Here is a 17,711-nt window from a genome sequence, read left to right as displayed (position 1 = left end):
TCCGTCCTGACAAACTGGAACATGTTACCTTTGAAAAAGTCCAAATGCTCCAGCGCTGTACGGGCGTGCAGCTTGCCGTAGCGTGGCGTAACTTCTGCCGAAAAAGCGAAGTTTCGGCAGAATGTCAAAGTGAAATGTAAATCAGTTCAAAGGTCCTCTGATCTACAGACGTTGCGGAGCAGTGCATGGGCTGGTTGGATTGACGAAGCTGGCCGGGGTTGACGGCCATGCCTTTAGTCGCAGGGTGAAAGCTTTTCACCGCCAGGAGTTCTCAGCCTGAAAAGGCCGTATAAGGAGACAAGCATGGATGGCAACAGGCATTGGAATGAAGAGTTGCAGGCCGCACTGGATCTGCTGGCGCAGGGCCGCCCTGAAGACTGCACCGCCAAATTGCGTACCCTACTGCGGTCTTGCGACAACGCCCCCTTGTGCCGGGCGATGGCTCTTGAAGGATTGGCGCGCGCCCTGTTCGCACAGCGTCAGGCTGCCGAGGCTGTGGCTGCCCTTGAAGAAAGCCTTGCCTTGCTTGGTGTTGCTGCCGGGCCTTCCTCTCCGTTGACGCTGGGCGTCATGCAGAATCTGGCCCACCTTCGGCTGGAATTGGGTGATATGGAAGGAAGCGCGGCCTTGGGGCAGGAAGCCGTCAGGGCCTGCAAAGCGGCCTTTGGCGAGCGGTCTCCACGTGTGGCCAGCGCGCTTTTGCATCTTTCCGCAGCGTATTACCGCAAAAAGGATTGGCATACCGCCGAAGATATCCTTTTGCAGGCCAAGGGCATCTGGGAAGAACTTGCCCGCGCATCAGGCGTGCCCGATCAGCAGTTGGGAACGTGCCTGAACAATCTTGGACGCCTCTATGAGGAGCGCGGCCTGACCGATCAGGGCATTGCCCTGCACCGCCAGGCTGTGGCCCTGCGGCAGAGCGTTTTGGGCGATCACGAAGACACGGCTTTTTCACTGGGCAACCTGGGCGTGGCGCTGGCCTCTGCCGGTCAGTGGGACGAGGCCGTCAGTATGCTGGAAGCCGCTGTGGCCTGTTATGGCCGCCTTGGCAAGGGAACTGGCTCGGAGGTTGCAAGCTACAGGAAAAACCTTGATCTGTGTCGCCGTGCCCTGGCGGAGCAGGCCGGAGCTGCGCAGATCTGCCAGGCTGAACCGGATGACCGTGCGGCCTTGCTGGCCGAGATCATTGAAAGAGAGCTTGTCATGTTTCTGGCGACGCCCAATGAGGGCGGTCCCGCCTCGTGCCAGCAGCGGCCCGACAGTTTCAGGCTCATGCGGCGCATGGCGCACGAACCCCTGAGCCGGGCCACGCTTGCCTCGTATCTGGAAGACCTGCGCCATGCTGAAGCCGAGGGGCGCAATGTCATGATTGAAAAATACGCCCGCATGGATAACCGCCTGCCGCCGCTGAAAGACGGCCCCCTGCTGGACGCAATCGCCGATGCCGAGGCCGCCTTCATGCGCGAGGCCTCTGCCAGATATCCGCATGTCATCATCTCTGACGGCAGTGCGGCCTTTAAAAATTATCTGCGCTGCGAACTGGAAACCCTTTCGCCCGCAACTCTGGAACTGTATGCGCAGGATCTGGAGCGCGCCCGGGGTGAGGGCCGCAATACTGCAATGGAGCGGTATTCCTGTCTTGCTCGCCTGCTGGGCAAGGGCAGCCTGGAAGACTTTGAAAAAGCCGCGCAGGCCGCTGCCAGACGCTGATTGCAGAAGTCATGCAAAAGGCCCGGAGGCCGCTGGCATACAGCGCCTTTCGGCATGAAAAAAGGCCGTGTCCCCGAAAGGGGCGCGGCTTTATACATCTCTCCAGGTTAGTGCTGCTGCCGCCTGTCGCGTATGATGTTAATGCGCCGGGCGTTGAGGCGTCCTTTGCCGTTGACGGCGCGGAGCTTGACCGCACGCTATCCGCCAGCGCCGCAGTGCTTGGGGCGCTCCAACGTGGGGCATATCTGCGCAATAACCTTCACCGTGCGGCCCTACATACGCTGCGGCAGTTCCGCTATGTGAGGTTTCTAAAGGCTGACTGGCGACGCCGTTTAAGGTTGCCCATAGAGCCGTATCCCAAGCCGGACGAGGTGTGCTGATAATAACACAAAAGCGGGGCTAAATGGTTGTGAGCCTCCTATCAGACATTACCACCCCAAAAGTCCGGTTTGCTTGGCACGGCAACCCGTACCAGTTGCGGCTTGTGCCCTTCATGCCCGGTGGGAGCCGGGTCTGTGTCATATACTGCCCCCATTAACAAGGCTGCCATGTTAATGGGGGCAGTATATGATTCTCCCGAAGGCAGGTTCCCATGCTGTAAAAGCATGCCAGATAGTTGGATCGTTTAGGCGATGCGGAGTCAGACTGGCTGCGTTTACCCGCGCGTTTCCAGCACGTCCTTGATATCAATACCCATGCGTTGCATGCGCGAGAGCAGGGTTGTGCGTTTGAGGCCAAGCATGGCCGCCACCCCTCGCGAACCAGCCATGACGCCGTTACAGGCCAGAATGGCGGCCACAATCCGGTCGCGCTCGCTGTTGGTCTCGCCGGGCTGGTGGTGGGTATCCGTATGGGCAGGGCGGATGGGATGCGCGGGCGCAGCCTGAGCAGAAGACTCGTGCCTGCGCTGAAAATGCGCTGCAACAGGCGCGGGAACTTCCAGCGGGCAGATATTCAGGTTGGGGCCACTGGAGAGAATCACGGCGCGCTCGATAACATTGGCCAGTTCGCGCACGTTGCCGGGCCACGGCTGTTCGCAAAGCCAGCGCAGAGCAGCTGAGGGAATATTTGTGATGTTCTTTTTCATTTGCCGCGCCATCTGCTGGGTAAAGTGCTTGGCCAGCAGAGGAATGTCCTCGCGACGCTCGCGCAGCGGCGGAATGGCGATAGGAAAAACATTAAGGCGATAGAACAGGTCGTCCCTGAAGGTGCCGTCGAGCACCATTTCCTGAAGGTTTCTGTTGGTGGCCGCCACCAGGCGCACATCCACGGGTATGATTTTATGACCACCAAGGCGTTCAATTTCGCGCGATTGCAGCACGCGCAGCAATTTGGGCTGCAATTCCAGCGGAATATCCCCCACTTCATCCAGCATCAGGGTGCTGCCTTGGGCCAGTTCAAAGCGGCCCTTGCGTTGCGCGGTCGCGCCAGTAAAAGCGCCTTTTTCGTGGCCGAAAAGCTCACTTTCCAGAAGGCCGGCAGGAACTGCGGCGCAGTTCATCTTGACCATGCGTTTGGATTTGCGCGGGCTGCGGTTGTGGATAGCCTGGGCGAAAAGTTCCTTGCCTGTACCGGTTTCACCCAGCAGCAGCACGGTGCTGTCGCTGGCGGCCACCATGTCCACTTGTTGCAACACGCGTAGTATGGCAGGGCTTTGCCCAATGATGACCCCAGGATCCGACTGGTGCAGTATCTGCTCTGAAAGATACAGGTTTTCTTGGGCAAGATGATTTTTTTGGACAGTAACCGTGGTGTAGTCGAGGGCGTTGCGCACGGCAATAGCCACGCGCGAGGCTATCTGGGCCAGCAGGCTGACAGATTCGCTGGTAAAAACATCGGGGTGGCTGTGCGCAAGCAACATGGCCCCAAGGCAGTACTGCCCAAAATACAGGGGAAAAAGCCCCGCAGCCTGGTTGCCGTTGCCAAGAATGAAATCCGAGGCCGGGTCTTTGCGCGAAAGTTTTGCAATGTCGCCCTGCCGCACCAGCAGCGGTTCGTCGATGTCGTTGCAGCGGTTGAACAGGCTTCCCGACAGCGGAAACGTTCCTGCTGGCGCTGTGGGGGATGCCTCGGACAGCGGCAGCCGCGCGCAGTGGAAGGAAAACATGTCGTCGGCTTCGCGCAGCAGCAGGGCAAAGTCGCGTATGCCAAAAAATCGCCGAATCTCGCTGGCGACCACTTCCACCATGTCATTCATTTCAAGTGTGCCGATGGCAGTGTTGGTCACGTCCACAAGAATGCTGAAATGATCCCGCTCGCGGCGCAGGTTTTCTGTTTCCAGGCGCACGCTTTCCATGTTGATAATGGCTGTTACGGAAGCCGTGACCACCCCGGCCAGCACCCTGAAAAAAACAAGCGAATCAGGGCTGAAAACGCTGCCGTCTGTTTTGAGAAAATCCATGACGCAGTGGGAGCCACCCAGCGTGGAAACGGGTACAAAAAGACAGCCGCTGGCATTACGGTACTGGTCAAGATTTGCAATGGCGGGAAAATCGCGCTGCAACTGCTCTGCATCAAGGCAGGCCACTTCGGTCTGGCTCCAGAATTCACGCTGACCCTTTTGGGGAATCAGGTCTTCTTCTGAAAGGGCAGAGCGGCCAGCGCTTTCATCAAGCATAAAGAGCCGCGCTCTTTCCTGCATGGGGGCTGCAACGACGATGTGGATGCGCTGGAAGGCCATGAGTGAATCACAGCAGTGCTTCAGCATGCGCAAAAGGCTGGGAATGTCTTTTTGCAGTGGCAGTATGCGGCTGGCGGCGAGCAGGGCTTCCTGCCAGACAATGGCTGTGTTTTTTACCATTTCAGTGGTGGTGGCTGTAAAGAACCCGGCTGGAGGCGTGCGCCCGGGGGGGATTGGGGGCGGAGTAACCACAACATTCCTCCATGCAACATAGGGCATGATTTTATCTCTGTCTACAGACAGCGCCTGTGCGGATCAGGCCACACGAGGATCAGGGCAGAATGATGTCTACCTCCATGCCTTTGCGCACCGGATTGCTGCCAGCGGGAATATCCACAAAGCAGTTGCAGTCGTCGCACAGGGCCGGTTGGCCCATGCGCCGGGCGTCTCTGGCAAAGTACACGTCCTTGCCCTCAAGGCGCGCCAGCACGATGCGCCGTTCGTCCTTGCGGAACGAGCCAAAATCGTTGCGGGCCACGGCCTTTTGCCGCACCGGCGCAAAGCGTGTCGCCCCGCTGATTTTTTTCAGTACCGGAACAGCCAGCAGTCCAAAGGTGGCGGCTGCCGCCACAGGATTACCCGAAAGCCCCAGCAGCAGTGTTTGCGGCAGGGCCGCGCCCAGCGTCATGGAGCCAGGCTTGAGGCGCAAACCCTGAAACAGCAGGCTGCCGCCCTGTTGCGCCGCAAGCTCTGCGGCTATGGCGGGCACAAGATCTCTTGGCCCCACCGAGGCGCCGCCGGTGGTGATCACAAGGTCGCTCCCGGCCAGCATTTCTGCCAGATATGCCTGCAGTTCCCGCCGGTCGTCGCCCTTTGTCGCCATATGCACGATGCGCGCGCCCATTTTGCGCAGGCGCAGACCCAGCAGGGTGCTGCTGATATTGTAAATGCCGCCCTGCGGCAGCGGCGCGCCGGGCAGAACAAGTTCGCTGCCTGTTGCCAGCAGGCTGACCCTGGGGCGGCAAAAAACGCGCACATGGGCATGCCCCTGACCAGCCAGCAGGCTGAGCGTGCCGCTGTGCAGCACGTCGCCGCTTTCGGCAAGCAGGCTGCCAGCTTCCATGTCCTGCCCACACATGCGGCAGTTGCGCAGGGCGGCCAGGCTGCGTGAAATAACCACGGTCTGGCTGTCGGCCAGGGTGTCCTCCTGCCACACGACGCAGTCTGCGCCCTGCGGCAGCACAGCGCCGGTGGTGACCCGTGCCGCCTGACCGGGTTCAAGAGGGAGGCCCGGCGCGTCCCCGGCATAGAGGTGCTGGGTCACCAGCAGCATGACGGGGCGTTCCGGCGAGGCGTCGGTAATGTCGGCACTGCGCAGGGCATAGCCATCCACCTGAACCCGATCGTAAGGAGGTTGGGGCAAGTCGGCGCGCACATGGGCAAAACATATGCGGCCATCGGCGTCAAAAAGGGGGACTTCTTCCGACGCGGTCACCGTGGGCGCGTGCCGCAAAAGCAGATCAAGGGCTTCTTCCAGCGGCAGACTTTCCCGCTCTGGCGCAAAGACGGCAAGTCGGGCATGCCCGCTCGACGTAACAAGTTGCCGGGTTTGGCTCATTTCAGCATATCCTTTGCGGGCACGTGTAAATATTGATGTTGTCGCGGCGCACAAAGCCCAGCAGGGTAATGCCGCAGGCTTCGGCCATGTTCACGGATGTGAGCGAGGGTGCGCCCGGAGCGATGAGCAGCTTTACCCCGCAGGCCACGACCTTTGAAAGCATGTCCGAGGCGAGCCGACCGCTGAAGATGAGTATTTTGCCGTCCGGGGCCAGGCCCTGCAGCAGCATGGCCCCTATGACCTTGTCCAGCGCATTGTGGCGGGCGATGTCTTCGCAGAAAAGCAGCAGGCTGTCGGGTGTGGCCAGAGCGCAGCTATGGGCTGCGCCAGTGGAGCGAAAAAGGTCGCAGCGATCGTTGAAAGCCTGTTGCAGGGCATGCACCTGCGCCGGGGCAAGGCGCACATCGCCGGAGGCTCCGGCGGCAGGCGCAGAACATGCCGCCACCGAAGCCTCAATGACGCAGTTTTTTTCGTCCACATCAAGCGACTGCAAGGCTGAAATTTCATGCAAAAGGCCAAGGGTGCGCAGCCGCCCCACGGCCAGTTCGCGCAGCAAGCTTGGCATACAGTGCATCTCGGCCACGGCAGAGCCATTGCAGACAAGTTCGTAGCGTTCTTCGCGCAGCAGCACGTCTACAACCTCGCGGCGGCCCGATGCCCCGATGCGGGTGATGGTGCGGTCAACGCTTATGGAAGGAACAATGGGCTGCTTCATGAGTATGGTTCCCCCGCGCGGATGTGGCATGGGCGCATCCGCACGGGGGATTGCTGAGGGTTATATCAATCAGGCAGGGACTTTCTGGACTGAACCGTCGGCCTTTTCTTTGCGCAGGCGCTGCTTCAGTTCGCTATACACCTGCACAACATAGCTTTCGGCCCAGGTTTGATCCTCTATTTTTTCAACACGGACAGGCACATACTTGTATTCCGGCGTCTTGGTGATGGGGCTTAGCACCTCGCCCACCAATTCGTTGCATGCGCCGACCCACCACTGGTAGGTCATGTACACCGCGCCCTGGTTGGTGCGTGGGCTGACCTGCGCCCGGGTGATGACCTTGGAGTGGTGCGACTGCACCCATACAAGTTCATGGTCGCGGATGCCGAGGGCTTCCGCATCCTTGTCGTTCATCTGCACAAAGCCGGGTTCGTCCGCCAGTGCCGCCAGAGCCTTGCAGTTGCCAGTCATGGAGCGGCAGGAGTAGTGGCCCACTTCGCGCACGGTAGAGAGCACCAGCGGGAACTCGGAGCTGGTTTTTTCCACCGGCGAAACCCAGTCCACCGTAAACAGGTGTCCCAGACCGTCGGGGGTTTCAAACTTGATGCTGCCGTCAGGCTGGGCATAAAGCACCTGGGTGCCGTTGGGGGCATCCTTGGTGCAAGGCCACTGAATGTAGCCAAGCCCGCCGTCTGCATCGAGTTTTTCATAGGTCGCTTCCGCATACTTGGGCGAAAGCGAGATCAGTTCGTCCCAGATCTCCTTGGTGTTGTTGTAGCGCATGGGATAGCCCATGGCCGTGGACAAGCGGCAGATGATGTCCCAATCCACCTTTACATCGCCCTTCGGTTCCACAGCCTTGTAGAAGCGCTGGAAACCACGGTCGGCAGCCGAATACACGCCTTCGTGTTCGCCCCACGTGGTCGTAGGAAAGATCACGTCGGCCACGGCTGCGGTCTTGGTCATAAAGCAGTCCTGCACGATGAGCAGGTCAAGCTTGCTGAAACCACTGCGCACGCCGGGAAGGTCAGGTTCTGTCTGCAAGGGGTCTTCACCCATGCAGTAGAAGGCCTTGAGCCTGCCTGAGGCAGCGCTTGAGGCGACTTCGCTCAGGTAATGGCCAACCTTTGGCGACATGCGCTCGACAGGAACGCCCCAGGCCTTGGCGAATTTCTCGCGCATGGCTGGGTCGAGCACACTCTGGTAACCCACAAACACGTTGGGCAGCGCGCCCATGTCGCAGGCGCCCTGCACGTTGTTTTGCCCGCGCACCGGCGCAACGCCGGTGTGGGGTTTGCCCAGGTTGCCGGTAATCAGAGCCATGGAGGTCAGTGCCCGCACGGTTTCCACGCCCTGATAGAACTGGCATACGCCCATGCCCCAGTATATGCCTGCCCCATCGGGGGCAGTGGCATACATGCGGGCGGTCTTGCGAATGGTTTCCGCGTCTATGCCCGTTACTTCCGTAACCGTTTCGGGAGCATAGTTGTCCACAATGGCCTTGAGTTCTTCAAAACCCGTGGTGTGCTTTTCTATGAACTCCGTGTCGGCCAGACCCTCATGGATGATGACGTGCATCAGGGCATTGACGAAGGCCACATTGGAACCGTTTTTCAGGGGCACATGCAGGTCGGCGATGCGCGCAGTTTCAATCTTGCGCGGGTCACAGACAATGATGGTCGCCCCTTTTTCCTTGGCTTTCACCACCCTGCGGGCGATGATTGGATGGGAATCTGCCGGATTCCAGCCAAAGATGAATATGCATTTGGTATCTTCAATCTCCACAATGGAGTTGCTCATTGCGCCATTGCCGACGGATTGTTGCAGACCTGCAACCGATGGGCCGTGTCAGACCCGCGCGCAGCAGTCGACATTATTGGTGCCGAGAGCCGCGCGGGCGAATTTTTGCATTATGTAGTTGGTTTCGTTGCCGGTGGAACGCGAGGACCCGGATACCATGATGGAATCGGGGCCAAAGTCATTTTTGATGGCCGTGAGGCGCGATGCGGCGTAGTCGATGGCCGTATCCCACGAGACGGCCTCAAAATCGCCGCCGCGCTTGCGGCGGATCATGGGGTTCTTGACCCTTGGGGTAAGGATTTTTGTGTCGTTGATAAAGTCCCAGCCATACAGACCCTTAAGACACAGAGCCCCCTGGTTGGTCAGGCCGTTGGCGCCTTCGGCGCCCACAACCTTGCCATTTTCAACCAGCAGGTTGATCTTGCAGCCCGAAGCGCAGTACGGGCAGACTTCTATTACTTTTTTCATGATGTCCTCTTGTATTCATTTAAACAGCGGCGGGCACTCCGCTGCTCCGGCAGACATGTGGGGCTGCACCGCAACACGACTCTGGCGTGCGGCCCAGAAATTTTTCATTGAAATGCGACAGTTCCTGCGGGCTGCACCGTTTCATCCTCCACCACAAAGAGCACGTTGGTGGGGCAGGCCCGCACGCAGGAGGGGCCTTCGGGCACGCTGGCGCACAGGTCGCACTTTTGCGCCAGGGCCTTCTGGCTGTAGCCCAGCGGTTTGCCGCAAACCGTGCGGCGTACCCTGTGGCTTGTGACCCGCATGACCCCGTAAGGACAGGCCATGATGCAGGCCTTGCAGCCTATGCACTTGTGACGCAGCACAGTGACGCTTTCGCTGTTCACCACAATGGCCCCGCAGGGACAGGCGGCGGCGCAGGGGGCGTCCTCACACTGGCGGCAGGCCACCGGCGTGCTGATGTCTTCGTACTTCAAAATCGCAACCCTGGCCTTGAAGTCAGAGGCGGTCATGTCTTCGATACGCAGTTCACTGTGCGCCAGGGCGCAGGCTATCTCACAGGTGCGGCAGCCTATGCACCGCCCCGGGTTGGCCGCTATGCGTTTTTTCATGGAAAGCCCTTGCTTGTTTGTCCGACACGGCGTGTTGCCATGCGGTTTTCATTAATTTGCAACAAGGATGCCAGAGTTTTACAAAAATAGTCTGGTATTCTATGGTCTTACGATTGCAGCACAAAGCACGGTTGTCTTCGCTTCGTCAAAATTGACGAAACATCACAGCGCAGGTTGGTGCGGAAGCTGTGCAATCGTTATTACGCTGGATAGTTAGCCATTTTTTTCTGTTTCGACATTTTTGACGAAGCGTCAGGCCAGCCAGGGAATGTCAACAAGACCTTCTGCCAGCCCGGCGTGGATGCGATCCACCGCCTGCTGCACGGCATCGGTCACTGGCAGGCAAAAGCCCACCTCCTGTGGCTGAATGCCCAGAAACACAACCTGTTCTATTACCTGTTCCAGTTCATCCATAATGAATGAAAGCGGCATGTTATGTGTACTGGCTATGCCCATGCCCCGGATGCGTTCCTTGTCCACAAAGCGTATTTCACCGGGGGCCAGCCCCAGCGCGGCAACGTCCACAATAAGCAGGCGCTGCGGCTTCATGGCCTTGACGGCATAGGTGACGTTTTCGGGCATGGAGCCGCCGTCTATGACAGTCCAGCCCGGCACGGGCGCAGCCTCCAGGCGTTCGCACAAAAGCGGACCTGCGCCGTCGTCGCCCATCAGGCTGTTGCCCACGGTCAGCACCAGGCTGCAGGTCTGGGGTGCGGGGGCGGTCATTCCATCCTCCTGGGCAGCTGCACCATGAGGTAGAGTGCTGGCTCCTGCTGGATGGCGGCCAGCTGTTCCATAAGGGCGGCGCTCCAGCCCCTGTACGGCTCGTCCATGTGGGGCATGGCTTGGGCAAAAGCCTTGCCCAGCATGCCCGCATGGTTCGCGTCTATGTGTATTTCGCCAAAGGTCAGCAGGCCCGACATCTTGCGGCGGGCCTCGCCCTGCGGCAGCAGGCCCACCCATGTTTCATAGCCGTCTTTGGGGCATTCCAGCACCTTGACGAGGCAGTCGATAACCCCCACGTGATGCCCGATGGCAAGGGAGTAGTACATGACCTGCTTTGTGGCGTCCGATTCGGGAAGATCCTTTTGGGTATCCAGAAACTTTCGCCGCAGCGCGTGGAAACGGACCATTTCAGTCATGGCAGATCCCCTGATCCTGATTCATGTTCAGGCTGTCGAAAAACATCTCGCGCAGACGGAAGAGAATCTCCGTCAGGCGTGGGTCATCGGCATCGCGAATCCACTTTTGCAGGTTGCCTTCAAGGGCCGCCGTGCTGCCTGCCTCCAGGCAGGTGAAGAAGCGGTCGCTGATTTCCCTGCCCTGACGGTAGCCCGCCAGCAGGCGCGCCTCACGTTCAATCCGCACGCGGATGTCCAGCGGAGCGTCGGGCAGCAGAGGGGCGGGGGCTGCTGCGCCGGATTCCTCGTGATTGTGTTCCTTGAGTTTCTGATCCAGCAGACCGAGGGCCATGGCAAGGCCATAAATGGTGGCCTGCGGGGTGGGCGGGCAGCCGGGAATGTACACGTCGATGGGCACGATCTTGTCGCTGCCGCCCCATACGCAATACATGTCGTGGAATATGCCGCCGCTGCACCCGCACGCGCCGTAGGATACGCAGATCTTGGGATCCGGCGCGTTGTGGAAGGCGCGCAGGGCCGGCATGCGCATGGCGCGGGTCACCGCGCCCGTAAACAGCAGAATGTCTGCATGACGGGGCGAGGGAACCACCTTGATGCCGAAGCGCTCCGCATCAAAGATGGACGTGATGGATGCGAAGATTTCAATTTCACAGCCGTTGCAGCCGCCGCAGTCGATACGGTAGACATAGGCGGAGCGCTGAATGCGCTGCAAGAGCGCAGCCTTGAGCGCCGCTACGGAATCCTCCACGCTGACAGGCTCGGTTTTATAGTGTGAAACACCGGTCGCGTAGGCATAGGGTACAATGGACATGGCTATACCTCCTGCCGGGGCTTGAGGCCGAGGGTCTGCTTGCGTTTGCACTGGGGGCAGGTCTCGAACTGCCGCCGCTGGTCGGGGTCTTCTTCCGTAATGCCGTCCGCCTGCATGGTCAGGGCCAGGGCGTAGTCCACTTCCTTTTGCGGGGCAAAGGCCGTGCCGCACTGGCTGCAGTGGCACAGGCTGAAGGTGCAGCGTTCGTACAGATCGTCCTTGCGCATGACGGCAAGTTCAAATTCCTGCGAGAGGTGCAGGGCCCTGGTGGGGCAAACCTCTTCGCACCGGCCGCAAAAGATGCAGCGCCCGGCGGAGAACTGCCAGGTGCGCACGCCCGTTTCCAGATTGGTTTCGATGGTCAGGGCATTGGGCGGGCAGGCGATGGCACAGGCTGCGCAGGCAATGCAGCGCTTGGGGTCGTATTCCGGCTTGCCGCGGAATGTGGGCGTGAATTCGGCAGGCGCGAACGGATACTTGATCGTTGCCTCGCCCGCTTCACGGATTATTTTGAGTAATTTCAGCATGACAGCGCCTCCTCAAGCATGTTGCGCAGATGCGTGGCCTTTGCAGCGGCGCTGTGCCGGGCCGCCATGTCGGCAGGGGCCGTGCTGCGCTGCTGCGCGCGGTTCTGGTGAAGATTTATGGTTTTCATACGCTTTGCCACATGCTTTAGGGCAGGGGGGAATGTTTGCGGTCAATGCCGTACTGCTCAAACTCCTGATACGGAACGGTTTTGACCTTCTTTTTGCGCACATCCACAAGGGTTACGCGGTCGGTGCAGGAGTAGCAGGGGTCAAGGCTGCCGATAATGAGCGCGGCGTCGGAGATCGTGTTGCCACGCAGGGCGTAGCGCAGCACCGGCCAGTTGGCATAGGTGGCCGCGCGGCAGCGCCAGCGGAAGACTTTCTGGTTGTTGCCGGTCATGCTCCAGTGCACATCTTCGCCGCGCGGCGCTTCGGTAAATCCCAGGGCGAACTTGTGGGGCGTGTAGGTGAAACCCTCGGTCAGCACCGGGCCGCCGGGCATGTTGTCCAGCACGTAGCGGCACTGGGCGATGGAATCGAACACTTCCTTCACCCGCACAAGGGCGCGGGAAAAGATGTCGCAGCCATCAAAGGAGAAGACATTGACGGGGATATGCCCGTAGGCTTCAAAGGGATGGTCGCCGCGCACGTCGCGGGCAAAGCCGCTGCCCCGGATCATGGGGCCCACGGGGCTGTAGTCGCGGGCAACCTTGCGATCAAGAATGCCCACGCCCCTGGCGCGCTGGTCAAAGTTGGTGGTGCTGAGGAGCATGTCCACCAGTTCGGCCACTTCTTTTTCTATGGCATTGAGCAGGGTTGTGGTGGTTTTGCGCGCATCGGCCAGGATGTCGTTGCGGATGCCGCCAATGAGGTTGAGGCCGTAGGTCTTGCGCGAACCGGTCAGCAGTTCGGCAATGGTCATGGACTTTTCACGCACACGGAAGAACTGCTGAAAACCCGCGTCAAAGCCCGTAAAGTGACAGACAAGGCCGAGGTTCAGCAGGTGGCTGTGCAGGCGTTCCGTCTCCAGCAGCAGGGTGCGTATCCAGCGGGCGCGCATGGGCACGTCAATGGCAAGGGCGTTTTCCACCGAATTGGCATAGGCAATGCTGTGGGCATAGCCGCAGATGCCGCACACACGCTCGGCAAGAAAGGTGACTTCGTTATAGCCCATGCGCACTTCTGCGGCTTTTTCCATACCGCGATGCACGTAAAACATGCGGTAGTCCGCATCTACTATATTTTCACCGTCCACAAAGAGCCGGAAGTGGCCGGGTTCGTCAGAAGTGACGTGCATGGGGCCAAGAGGCAGGATGCGGTTCTTTTTGTTGCCCAGCTCGTTGATGAAGTCGTAGGTTTCCGTGTCCGTAGTGGGCGCGGGACGCTGGCGATAGTCCATGCTGTCCTTGCGCAGGGGGTACAGGTTGTCCGGCCAGTCGTCGGGCAGCACCAGACGGCGCGTATCGGGCAGGCCCACGGGGGTGAGGCCGTACATGTCCCGAATCTCGCGCTCGCCCCACACGGCGGCGGGAACCCTTGGCGTTACGGAAGGGAACTCCTGCCGATCGGCATCCACAAAGGCACGCACCACAATCCAGCATTTTTCGCCTTCTTCCATAGAAAGGGCGTAGTAGATGGCATAACTGCCGTTGAGCGTGCGCTCGTCGTTGGCAAAAACCACCGGCAGCCAGCCGCCCTGGTCGTAGTATAGATATGAAACCACGTCGGGCAGGGCATCCAGCTTGACCGTGATGGTGAGCTGGTTGCTGGTCTGGCGTTCTTCATCAAGGACGGCGTAGGGAAAACGCTGCCGCACGTTTGCCACATACCCCGTGCCGCGGTTATCGCTGGTGGGGTTTTGGGTCTGTTTCGTGGTAGTGCTCACGTTATATCTCCTGACGGGAAGAAGTTTGCCTGGCTGCGTCGGTTTGGGCAGCCTCCTGAGAGGCGGATCGCACCATTTCACGCAGGGCGGGCTGTATCTGGGCAGTGGCGGTATCCCTGTCCAGCACGATGTTGGTGGCTGCGTTGAGCATGTTCACCACCGGGGTCGGCGTGCATGTGCCCATAACAAGCAGCAGGCCCAGCAGCGCGGCTGCGGGGATAAGGGTCATGCAGCCCTGTTCGCCTCTGGCGATGGATTCCGGCGGCGGGCCGGAAAGCGTCACCGCCACCAGATGCACCAGCGCGCCCAGGGCGACCATGAGCAGCACGGCCAGAGCCGCCACCAGATACATGTGCCCGGAGCTGATGCCGGAAACGACCACCATGAATTCGCTCAAGAACACGCTGAACGGCGGCAGGCCGCCCAGGGCCAGGGTTCCCGCCGCAAGAAACACGGCGGAGACAGGCATGATCTTGAGCATGCCGCGCACGGTGGTCATGTCGCGTGAGCTGTATTTGAGCAGCACATTGCCCGACACGCAGAACACCAGACCCTTGGCAAGGCTGTGGCTGATAACGTGGAACAGCGCGGCAAAAATGCCCAGCGGGCCGCCAAAGCCAAGCCCAACGGCGATGATGCCCATGTTTTCAACACTGCAATAGGCGTAGCGGCGTTTGATGTCGTTTTGCGAGACCATGCTGAATGCGGCCACAAGTATGGAAAGCAGTCCAAGGGCCAGCAGCATGTTTTGCGGCACAGTGCTTGAGATGCTGCGACTGATAAGTATGTAGTACCGCAGGATGACCAAGATGGCCGCCTTGAGCAGCACGGCGGAAAGCAGGGCGCTGGTGGGGCTGGGGGCTTCGCTGTGGGCATCGGGCAGCCATGCGTGCATGGGGAACAGCCCGGCCTTGGTGCCAAAGCCGATAAGCACAAAGACAAAGGCCAGATACATGAGGGTCTGGTCAAGGCCGCTGGCGTAGCGCAGGGCTTCAGTCCAGAAAATGGCGTCCGAGGGGTCGAGCCCCTGGGCGCTCATGGCCGCAGAGGCATTGGAATACACCAGCACTGTGCCATAGAGGCCAAAGGCCACGCCCACGGTGCAGATGATAATGTATTTCCAGGCCGCTTCGAGTGAAGAATTCTGGCCGTAAATGCCCACCAGAAAGGCCGATGCCAGGGTGGTGGCTTCTACGCCCGCCCACATGAGGATGAGGTTGTTGGTGGTGATCACCGAAACCATAGTGAAGATGAACAGGTGAAAGAATCCGTAATAGTTGCAAAGTGTTGCTACGGAAACTTCGCCGTGGTCCACTTCCTGCTTCATGTAGCCGTATGAGTACAGGCCTGTGATCGTCCCCAGCACGCCAAGTACGGCAAGGAAGATGGCCGAGAGGCTGTCGAGGTACAGCCACTTGCCGGCGGCAAAGAGCGCGCCATGTTCGTAAACCGCGCTCACCAGGCCAAAGGCGGTGACCAGAAGGGCCGCACAGCCAGCCGTGTTAATGATGTTGACCACTGATCGTATGCCGCGCCCGCAAAAAGCGCAGGCAAAGCACAGCAGAGATGTGACCAGTGGCGCTGCGAGCAGCAGGCAAAAAAGCATGGGGCTGCTGTTGGTCATGGCATTCATGGCTCACCCCTTCAGCGCGGAAAGATCATGCGCGCGCAACGTGTTCATGGTGGTGAAAATGCGGCGTACCATGTAAACCATGATGATGACCGCGAAGATGGCGTCTGTGGAAATACCTATTTCCACAAGGTGCGGGGCCTGATTGGCCAGCAGGGCCAGGGTCATGTGCGCGCCGTTTTCCATCAGGCAATAGCCGAATATCTGTTTGATGATGTTGCGCTGCACAACAATGCACATGACGCCGATCATGAAATGGCCGAGCGAGACGGCCAGTACAGGTTCAAGCCCGTGCTGCGTGATAATGGGCACCTGCACAGTGCTCACCACAAAGTGACACAGGAGCAGAAGAACTGCGGCAAGAATGACAACCACGGATGTGGGAATGACCATTCCCTGCGCTTCAGGGTCGTTCATGGCGCCAAGGGCCTTGTACATGATCAGCGGCACAAGGATGACCTTGGTCAGAACGGCGGTTCCGGCCCAGGTATACAGCTCGTGCGCCTGCATCAGGCCAGCCAGCGCAATGAACGAGAGCACCAGCACGGCAGACTGCACGGCATACAGCAGCGCGGATGTAGTGGCTTTTTTGCAAGTGACCACCATCAGCGATGTGACCACCAAAAGCCCGGCGAGATTGTTGATGATTATGCTTGAACTCAACATGCTTAGCCTCCGTGGTTCAACCAGTAAACGGCCATGATGCTGGAAGAGAACGACATGAAAACAAGGATGGCCAGCACCAGCTTCATGGCGGCGGGCACAGGCTGCGCCTGCGCCACAACCTCAGAGGGTTTGCCGGGTACTGTCTTGCCGAACCAGTAAAGGAACCAGGCAAAGCTGCCCACGGATTCGATCATGACCAGTATGGTCAGCACCATTACAAACCAGTGGCTCGCTCCAAGAGCAAAACCTGTGGTGAAAATGGGGTATTTGCTGAAAAAGCCGTTGAGCGGCGGCACGCCGGTGATGGCCAGTGCCGCCACGCAAAAGCCTACGCCCAGCAGAGGCAGGCGTGACAGGATTCCCTGCAACTGGGTGAGGGTGCGCGTGCCGCAGGTGTAGCTGAGCGCTCCAGCCACCAGGAAAAACAGGCTTTTTGCAAAGGCGTGGTTGAAAATGTAGGCGATTGCGCCAAAAAGCAGCACTGTGTTGCGCAGAACAGGATCCGTGCACAGGATGGCCAGTGAAATGGCAAAGAAGATGTACGAAAGCTGGGTGATGGTGGAATAGGCCAGAAGGCGCTTCATGTCGGTCTGCGGCAAATACATGATAAAGCCGTAGATGAGGGTTATCACGGCCATGACCATGCCCACATGACCCACAACCGGGGGGACATCCCCTGCGGCCATGACGGCGCGGGCAAAAATGAACACGCCCACCTTGACCATGGAGGCCGCGTGCAGGTAGGCGCTCACCGGGGTGGGCGCTTCCATGGCGTCTGGCAGCCACATGTGCATGGGAATCTGGGCTGATTTGCCCCAGGCTGCAAAGAGCACGCCGCCCACGATGATGATCTTGGCGGTATCCCCAAGCCCGGCCATGCCGGAGAGGGCAAAGGAGCCGGTCTCATGATACAGCCAGGCTGCAGCCACATAGAGGCCCAGCGCGCCAAGGTGGGTCACCAGCAGGGCCTTCATGCCCGAGCGCAGCGCCTTGGGGGTCTGGTAGTAGCCGATGAGCGCCCAGGAACAGCCGCCGGTGATTTCAAAGAACAGCAACTGGCCAAAGAGGGTGGAGGAAAGCGTAAGCCCGGCCATGGCGCCGATAAAGGCCAGCATGATGGCGTAAAAACGGGTAGTGCCCTCATGTGGGTGTTCACGGTTGCCCTTGGTCAGGTAGGCCGTGGAGTACAGCACCACCAGAAAGCCGAGAAAAACCACGGCAAAGCAGATGAGCGTGCTTACCCTGTCGATGAGTACGCCAAATATTTCCACTGTGTGTCCAGTGCCGCCAAGCAGGGTGGAGCTGTAACTCACAAGGCTGAATGTGCAGTTTTCGGGCATGCCTGCATTGAGGTATGCCAGGCCAAGGGCCGCGCTGCCCGCCGAAGCGGCAAGGGCAACCACCAGCGCCAGCGCCCGTGCCGCGTGATACGGCAGACAGGCGGCGATCAACGCGCCGATGAACGGTATCAGGATTGTTGCCAGTGCAATTTTATCCATGACTTCTTC

The 17,711-nt window shown here is 59.5% G+C and carries 15 protein-coding genes; 1 reads left to right on the top strand and 14 read right to left on the bottom strand.

What is annotated here, in order from left to right; translation table 11 throughout:
- Positions 1-303 precede the first annotated feature (303 nt).
- Positions 304-1,710, top strand: coding sequence for a DUF4125 family protein (locus tag RBR41_RS04630; protein WP_320351416.1), 1,407 nt, complete (start codon positions 304-306; stop codon positions 1,708-1,710).
- A 655-nt stretch (positions 1,711-2,365) separates the two neighbouring features.
- Here the strand turns inward: RBR41_RS04630 and RBR41_RS04625 are convergent.
- From RBR41_RS04625 to RBR41_RS04560, 14 genes are all read right to left on the bottom strand, one after another.
- A complete protein-coding gene (locus tag RBR41_RS04625) occupies positions 2,366-4,582 on the bottom strand; it encodes a sigma 54-interacting transcriptional regulator (RefSeq protein WP_320351415.1) in 2,217 nt (738 codons plus the stop codon).
- 79 nt (positions 4,583-4,661) lie between these two features.
- Positions 4,662-5,948: a molybdopterin molybdotransferase MoeA gene (locus RBR41_RS04620; RefSeq protein ID WP_320351414.1), complete on the bottom strand. Its 1,287-nt coding sequence runs from the start codon at positions 5,946-5,948 to the stop codon at positions 4,662-4,664.
- Position 5,949: 1 nt separating this feature from the next.
- Positions 5,950-6,693, bottom strand: coding sequence for a formate dehydrogenase accessory sulfurtransferase FdhD (fdhD, locus tag RBR41_RS04615; protein ID WP_320351413.1), 744 nt, complete (start codon positions 6,691-6,693; stop codon positions 5,950-5,952).
- A 39-nt stretch (positions 6,694-6,732) separates the two neighbouring features.
- Complete coding sequence (fdhF, locus tag RBR41_RS04610) at positions 6,733-8,931, bottom strand: formate dehydrogenase subunit alpha (RefSeq protein WP_320351412.1); 2,199 nt, start codon at positions 8,929-8,931, stop codon at positions 6,733-6,735.
- A 104-nt stretch (positions 8,932-9,035) separates the two neighbouring features.
- A complete protein-coding gene (locus RBR41_RS04605; RefSeq protein WP_320351411.1) occupies positions 9,036-9,542 on the bottom strand; it encodes a 4Fe-4S dicluster domain-containing protein in 507 nt (168 codons plus the stop codon).
- 252 nt (positions 9,543-9,794) lie between these two features.
- A complete protein-coding gene (hycI, locus tag RBR41_RS04600) occupies positions 9,795-10,268 on the bottom strand; it encodes a hydrogenase maturation peptidase HycI (RefSeq protein ID WP_320351410.1) in 474 nt (157 codons plus the stop codon).
- Positions 10,265-10,684: a formate hydrogenlyase maturation HycH family protein gene (locus RBR41_RS04595; RefSeq protein WP_320351409.1), complete on the bottom strand. Its 420-nt coding sequence runs from the start codon at positions 10,682-10,684 to the stop codon at positions 10,265-10,267. The genes hycI and RBR41_RS04595 overlap by 4 nt, the downstream gene beginning before the upstream one ends.
- Positions 10,677-11,495 (bottom strand): NADH-quinone oxidoreductase subunit B family protein, encoded by an 819-nt coding sequence (locus tag RBR41_RS04590; RefSeq protein WP_320351408.1) that lies wholly within the window; start codon positions 11,493-11,495, stop codon positions 10,677-10,679. The genes RBR41_RS04595 and RBR41_RS04590 overlap by 8 nt, the downstream gene beginning before the upstream one ends.
- Before the next feature lie 2 nt (positions 11,496-11,497).
- On the bottom strand, positions 11,498-12,022 hold the full coding sequence (locus RBR41_RS04585) for a formate hydrogenlyase complex iron-sulfur subunit (RefSeq protein ID WP_320351407.1): 525 nt from the start codon (positions 12,020-12,022) through the stop codon (positions 11,498-11,500).
- Positions 12,016-12,150: a hypothetical protein gene (locus RBR41_RS04580; RefSeq protein ID WP_320351406.1), complete on the bottom strand. Its 135-nt coding sequence runs from the start codon at positions 12,148-12,150 to the stop codon at positions 12,016-12,018. Before RBR41_RS04580 ends, RBR41_RS04585 begins: the two co-directional genes overlap by 7 nt.
- Positions 12,151-12,167: 17 nt before the next feature.
- On the bottom strand, positions 12,168-13,907 hold the full coding sequence (locus tag RBR41_RS04575) for a hydrogenase large subunit (RefSeq protein ID WP_320351405.1): 1,740 nt from the start codon (positions 13,905-13,907) through the stop codon (positions 12,168-12,170).
- 1 nt (position 13,908) lies between these two features.
- Positions 13,909-15,540 (bottom strand): hydrogenase 4 subunit F, encoded by a 1,632-nt coding sequence (locus RBR41_RS04570; RefSeq protein ID WP_320351404.1) that lies wholly within the window; start codon positions 15,538-15,540, stop codon positions 13,909-13,911.
- 3 nt (positions 15,541-15,543) lie between these two features.
- Positions 15,544-16,203, bottom strand: coding sequence for a hydrogenase 4 membrane subunit (gene hyfE, locus RBR41_RS04565; protein WP_179979550.1), 660 nt, complete (start codon positions 16,201-16,203; stop codon positions 15,544-15,546).
- Positions 16,204-16,205: 2 nt separating this feature from the next.
- On the bottom strand, positions 16,206-17,702 hold the full coding sequence (locus RBR41_RS04560; protein ID WP_320351403.1) for a hydrogenase 4 subunit D: 1,497 nt from the start codon (positions 17,700-17,702) through the stop codon (positions 16,206-16,208).
- Positions 17,703-17,711: the final 9 nt, after the last annotated feature.

The sequence above is a fragment of the Desulfovibrio sp. genome, assembly GCF_034006445.1.
Taxonomy (GTDB): Bacteria; Desulfobacterota; Desulfovibrionia; order Desulfovibrionales; family Desulfovibrionaceae; genus Desulfovibrio.
This window is presented reverse-complemented; position numbering and strand designations above follow the sequence as displayed.

Bases quoted from the DNA above. Each gene is read 5' to 3' on its own strand.
- RBR41_RS04630 (WP_320351416.1), top strand. From the start codon at position 304: ATGGATGGCAACAGGCATTGGAATGAAGAGTTGCAGGCCGCACTGGAT.
- RBR41_RS04605 (WP_320351411.1), bottom strand. From the start codon at position 9,542: ATGAAAAAACGCATAGCGGCCAACCCGGGGCGGTGCATAGGCTGCCGC.
- RBR41_RS04560 (WP_320351403.1), bottom strand. From the start codon at position 17,702: ATGGATAAAATTGCACTGGCAACAATCCTGATACCGTTCATCGGCGCG.
- RBR41_RS04585 (WP_320351407.1), bottom strand. From the start codon at position 12,022: ATGCTGAAATTACTCAAAATAATCCGTGAAGCGGGCGAGGCAACGATC.
- RBR41_RS04620 (WP_320351414.1), bottom strand. From the start codon at position 5,948: ATGAGCCAAACCCGGCAACTTGTTACGTCGAGCGGGCATGCCCGACTT.
- hyfE (WP_179979550.1), bottom strand. From the start codon at position 16,203: ATGTTGAGTTCAAGCATAATCATCAACAATCTCGCCGGGCTTTTGGTG.
- hycI (WP_320351410.1), bottom strand. From the start codon at position 10,268: ATGACCGCCCCCGCACCCCAGACCTGCAGCCTGGTGCTGACCGTGGGC.
- RBR41_RS04590 (WP_320351408.1), bottom strand. From the start codon at position 11,495: ATGTCCATTGTACCCTATGCCTACGCGACCGGTGTTTCACACTATAAA.
- RBR41_RS04595 (WP_320351409.1), bottom strand. From the start codon at position 10,684: ATGACTGAAATGGTCCGTTTCCACGCGCTGCGGCGAAAGTTTCTGGAT.
- fdhD (WP_320351413.1), bottom strand. From the start codon at position 6,693: ATGCCACATCCGCGCGGGGGAACCATACTCATGAAGCAGCCCATTGTT.
- RBR41_RS04580 (WP_320351406.1), bottom strand. From the start codon at position 12,150: ATGAAAACCATAAATCTTCACCAGAACCGCGCGCAGCAGCGCAGCACG.
- RBR41_RS04570 (WP_320351404.1), bottom strand. From the start codon at position 15,540: ATGAATGCCATGACCAACAGCAGCCCCATGCTTTTTTGCCTGCTGCTC.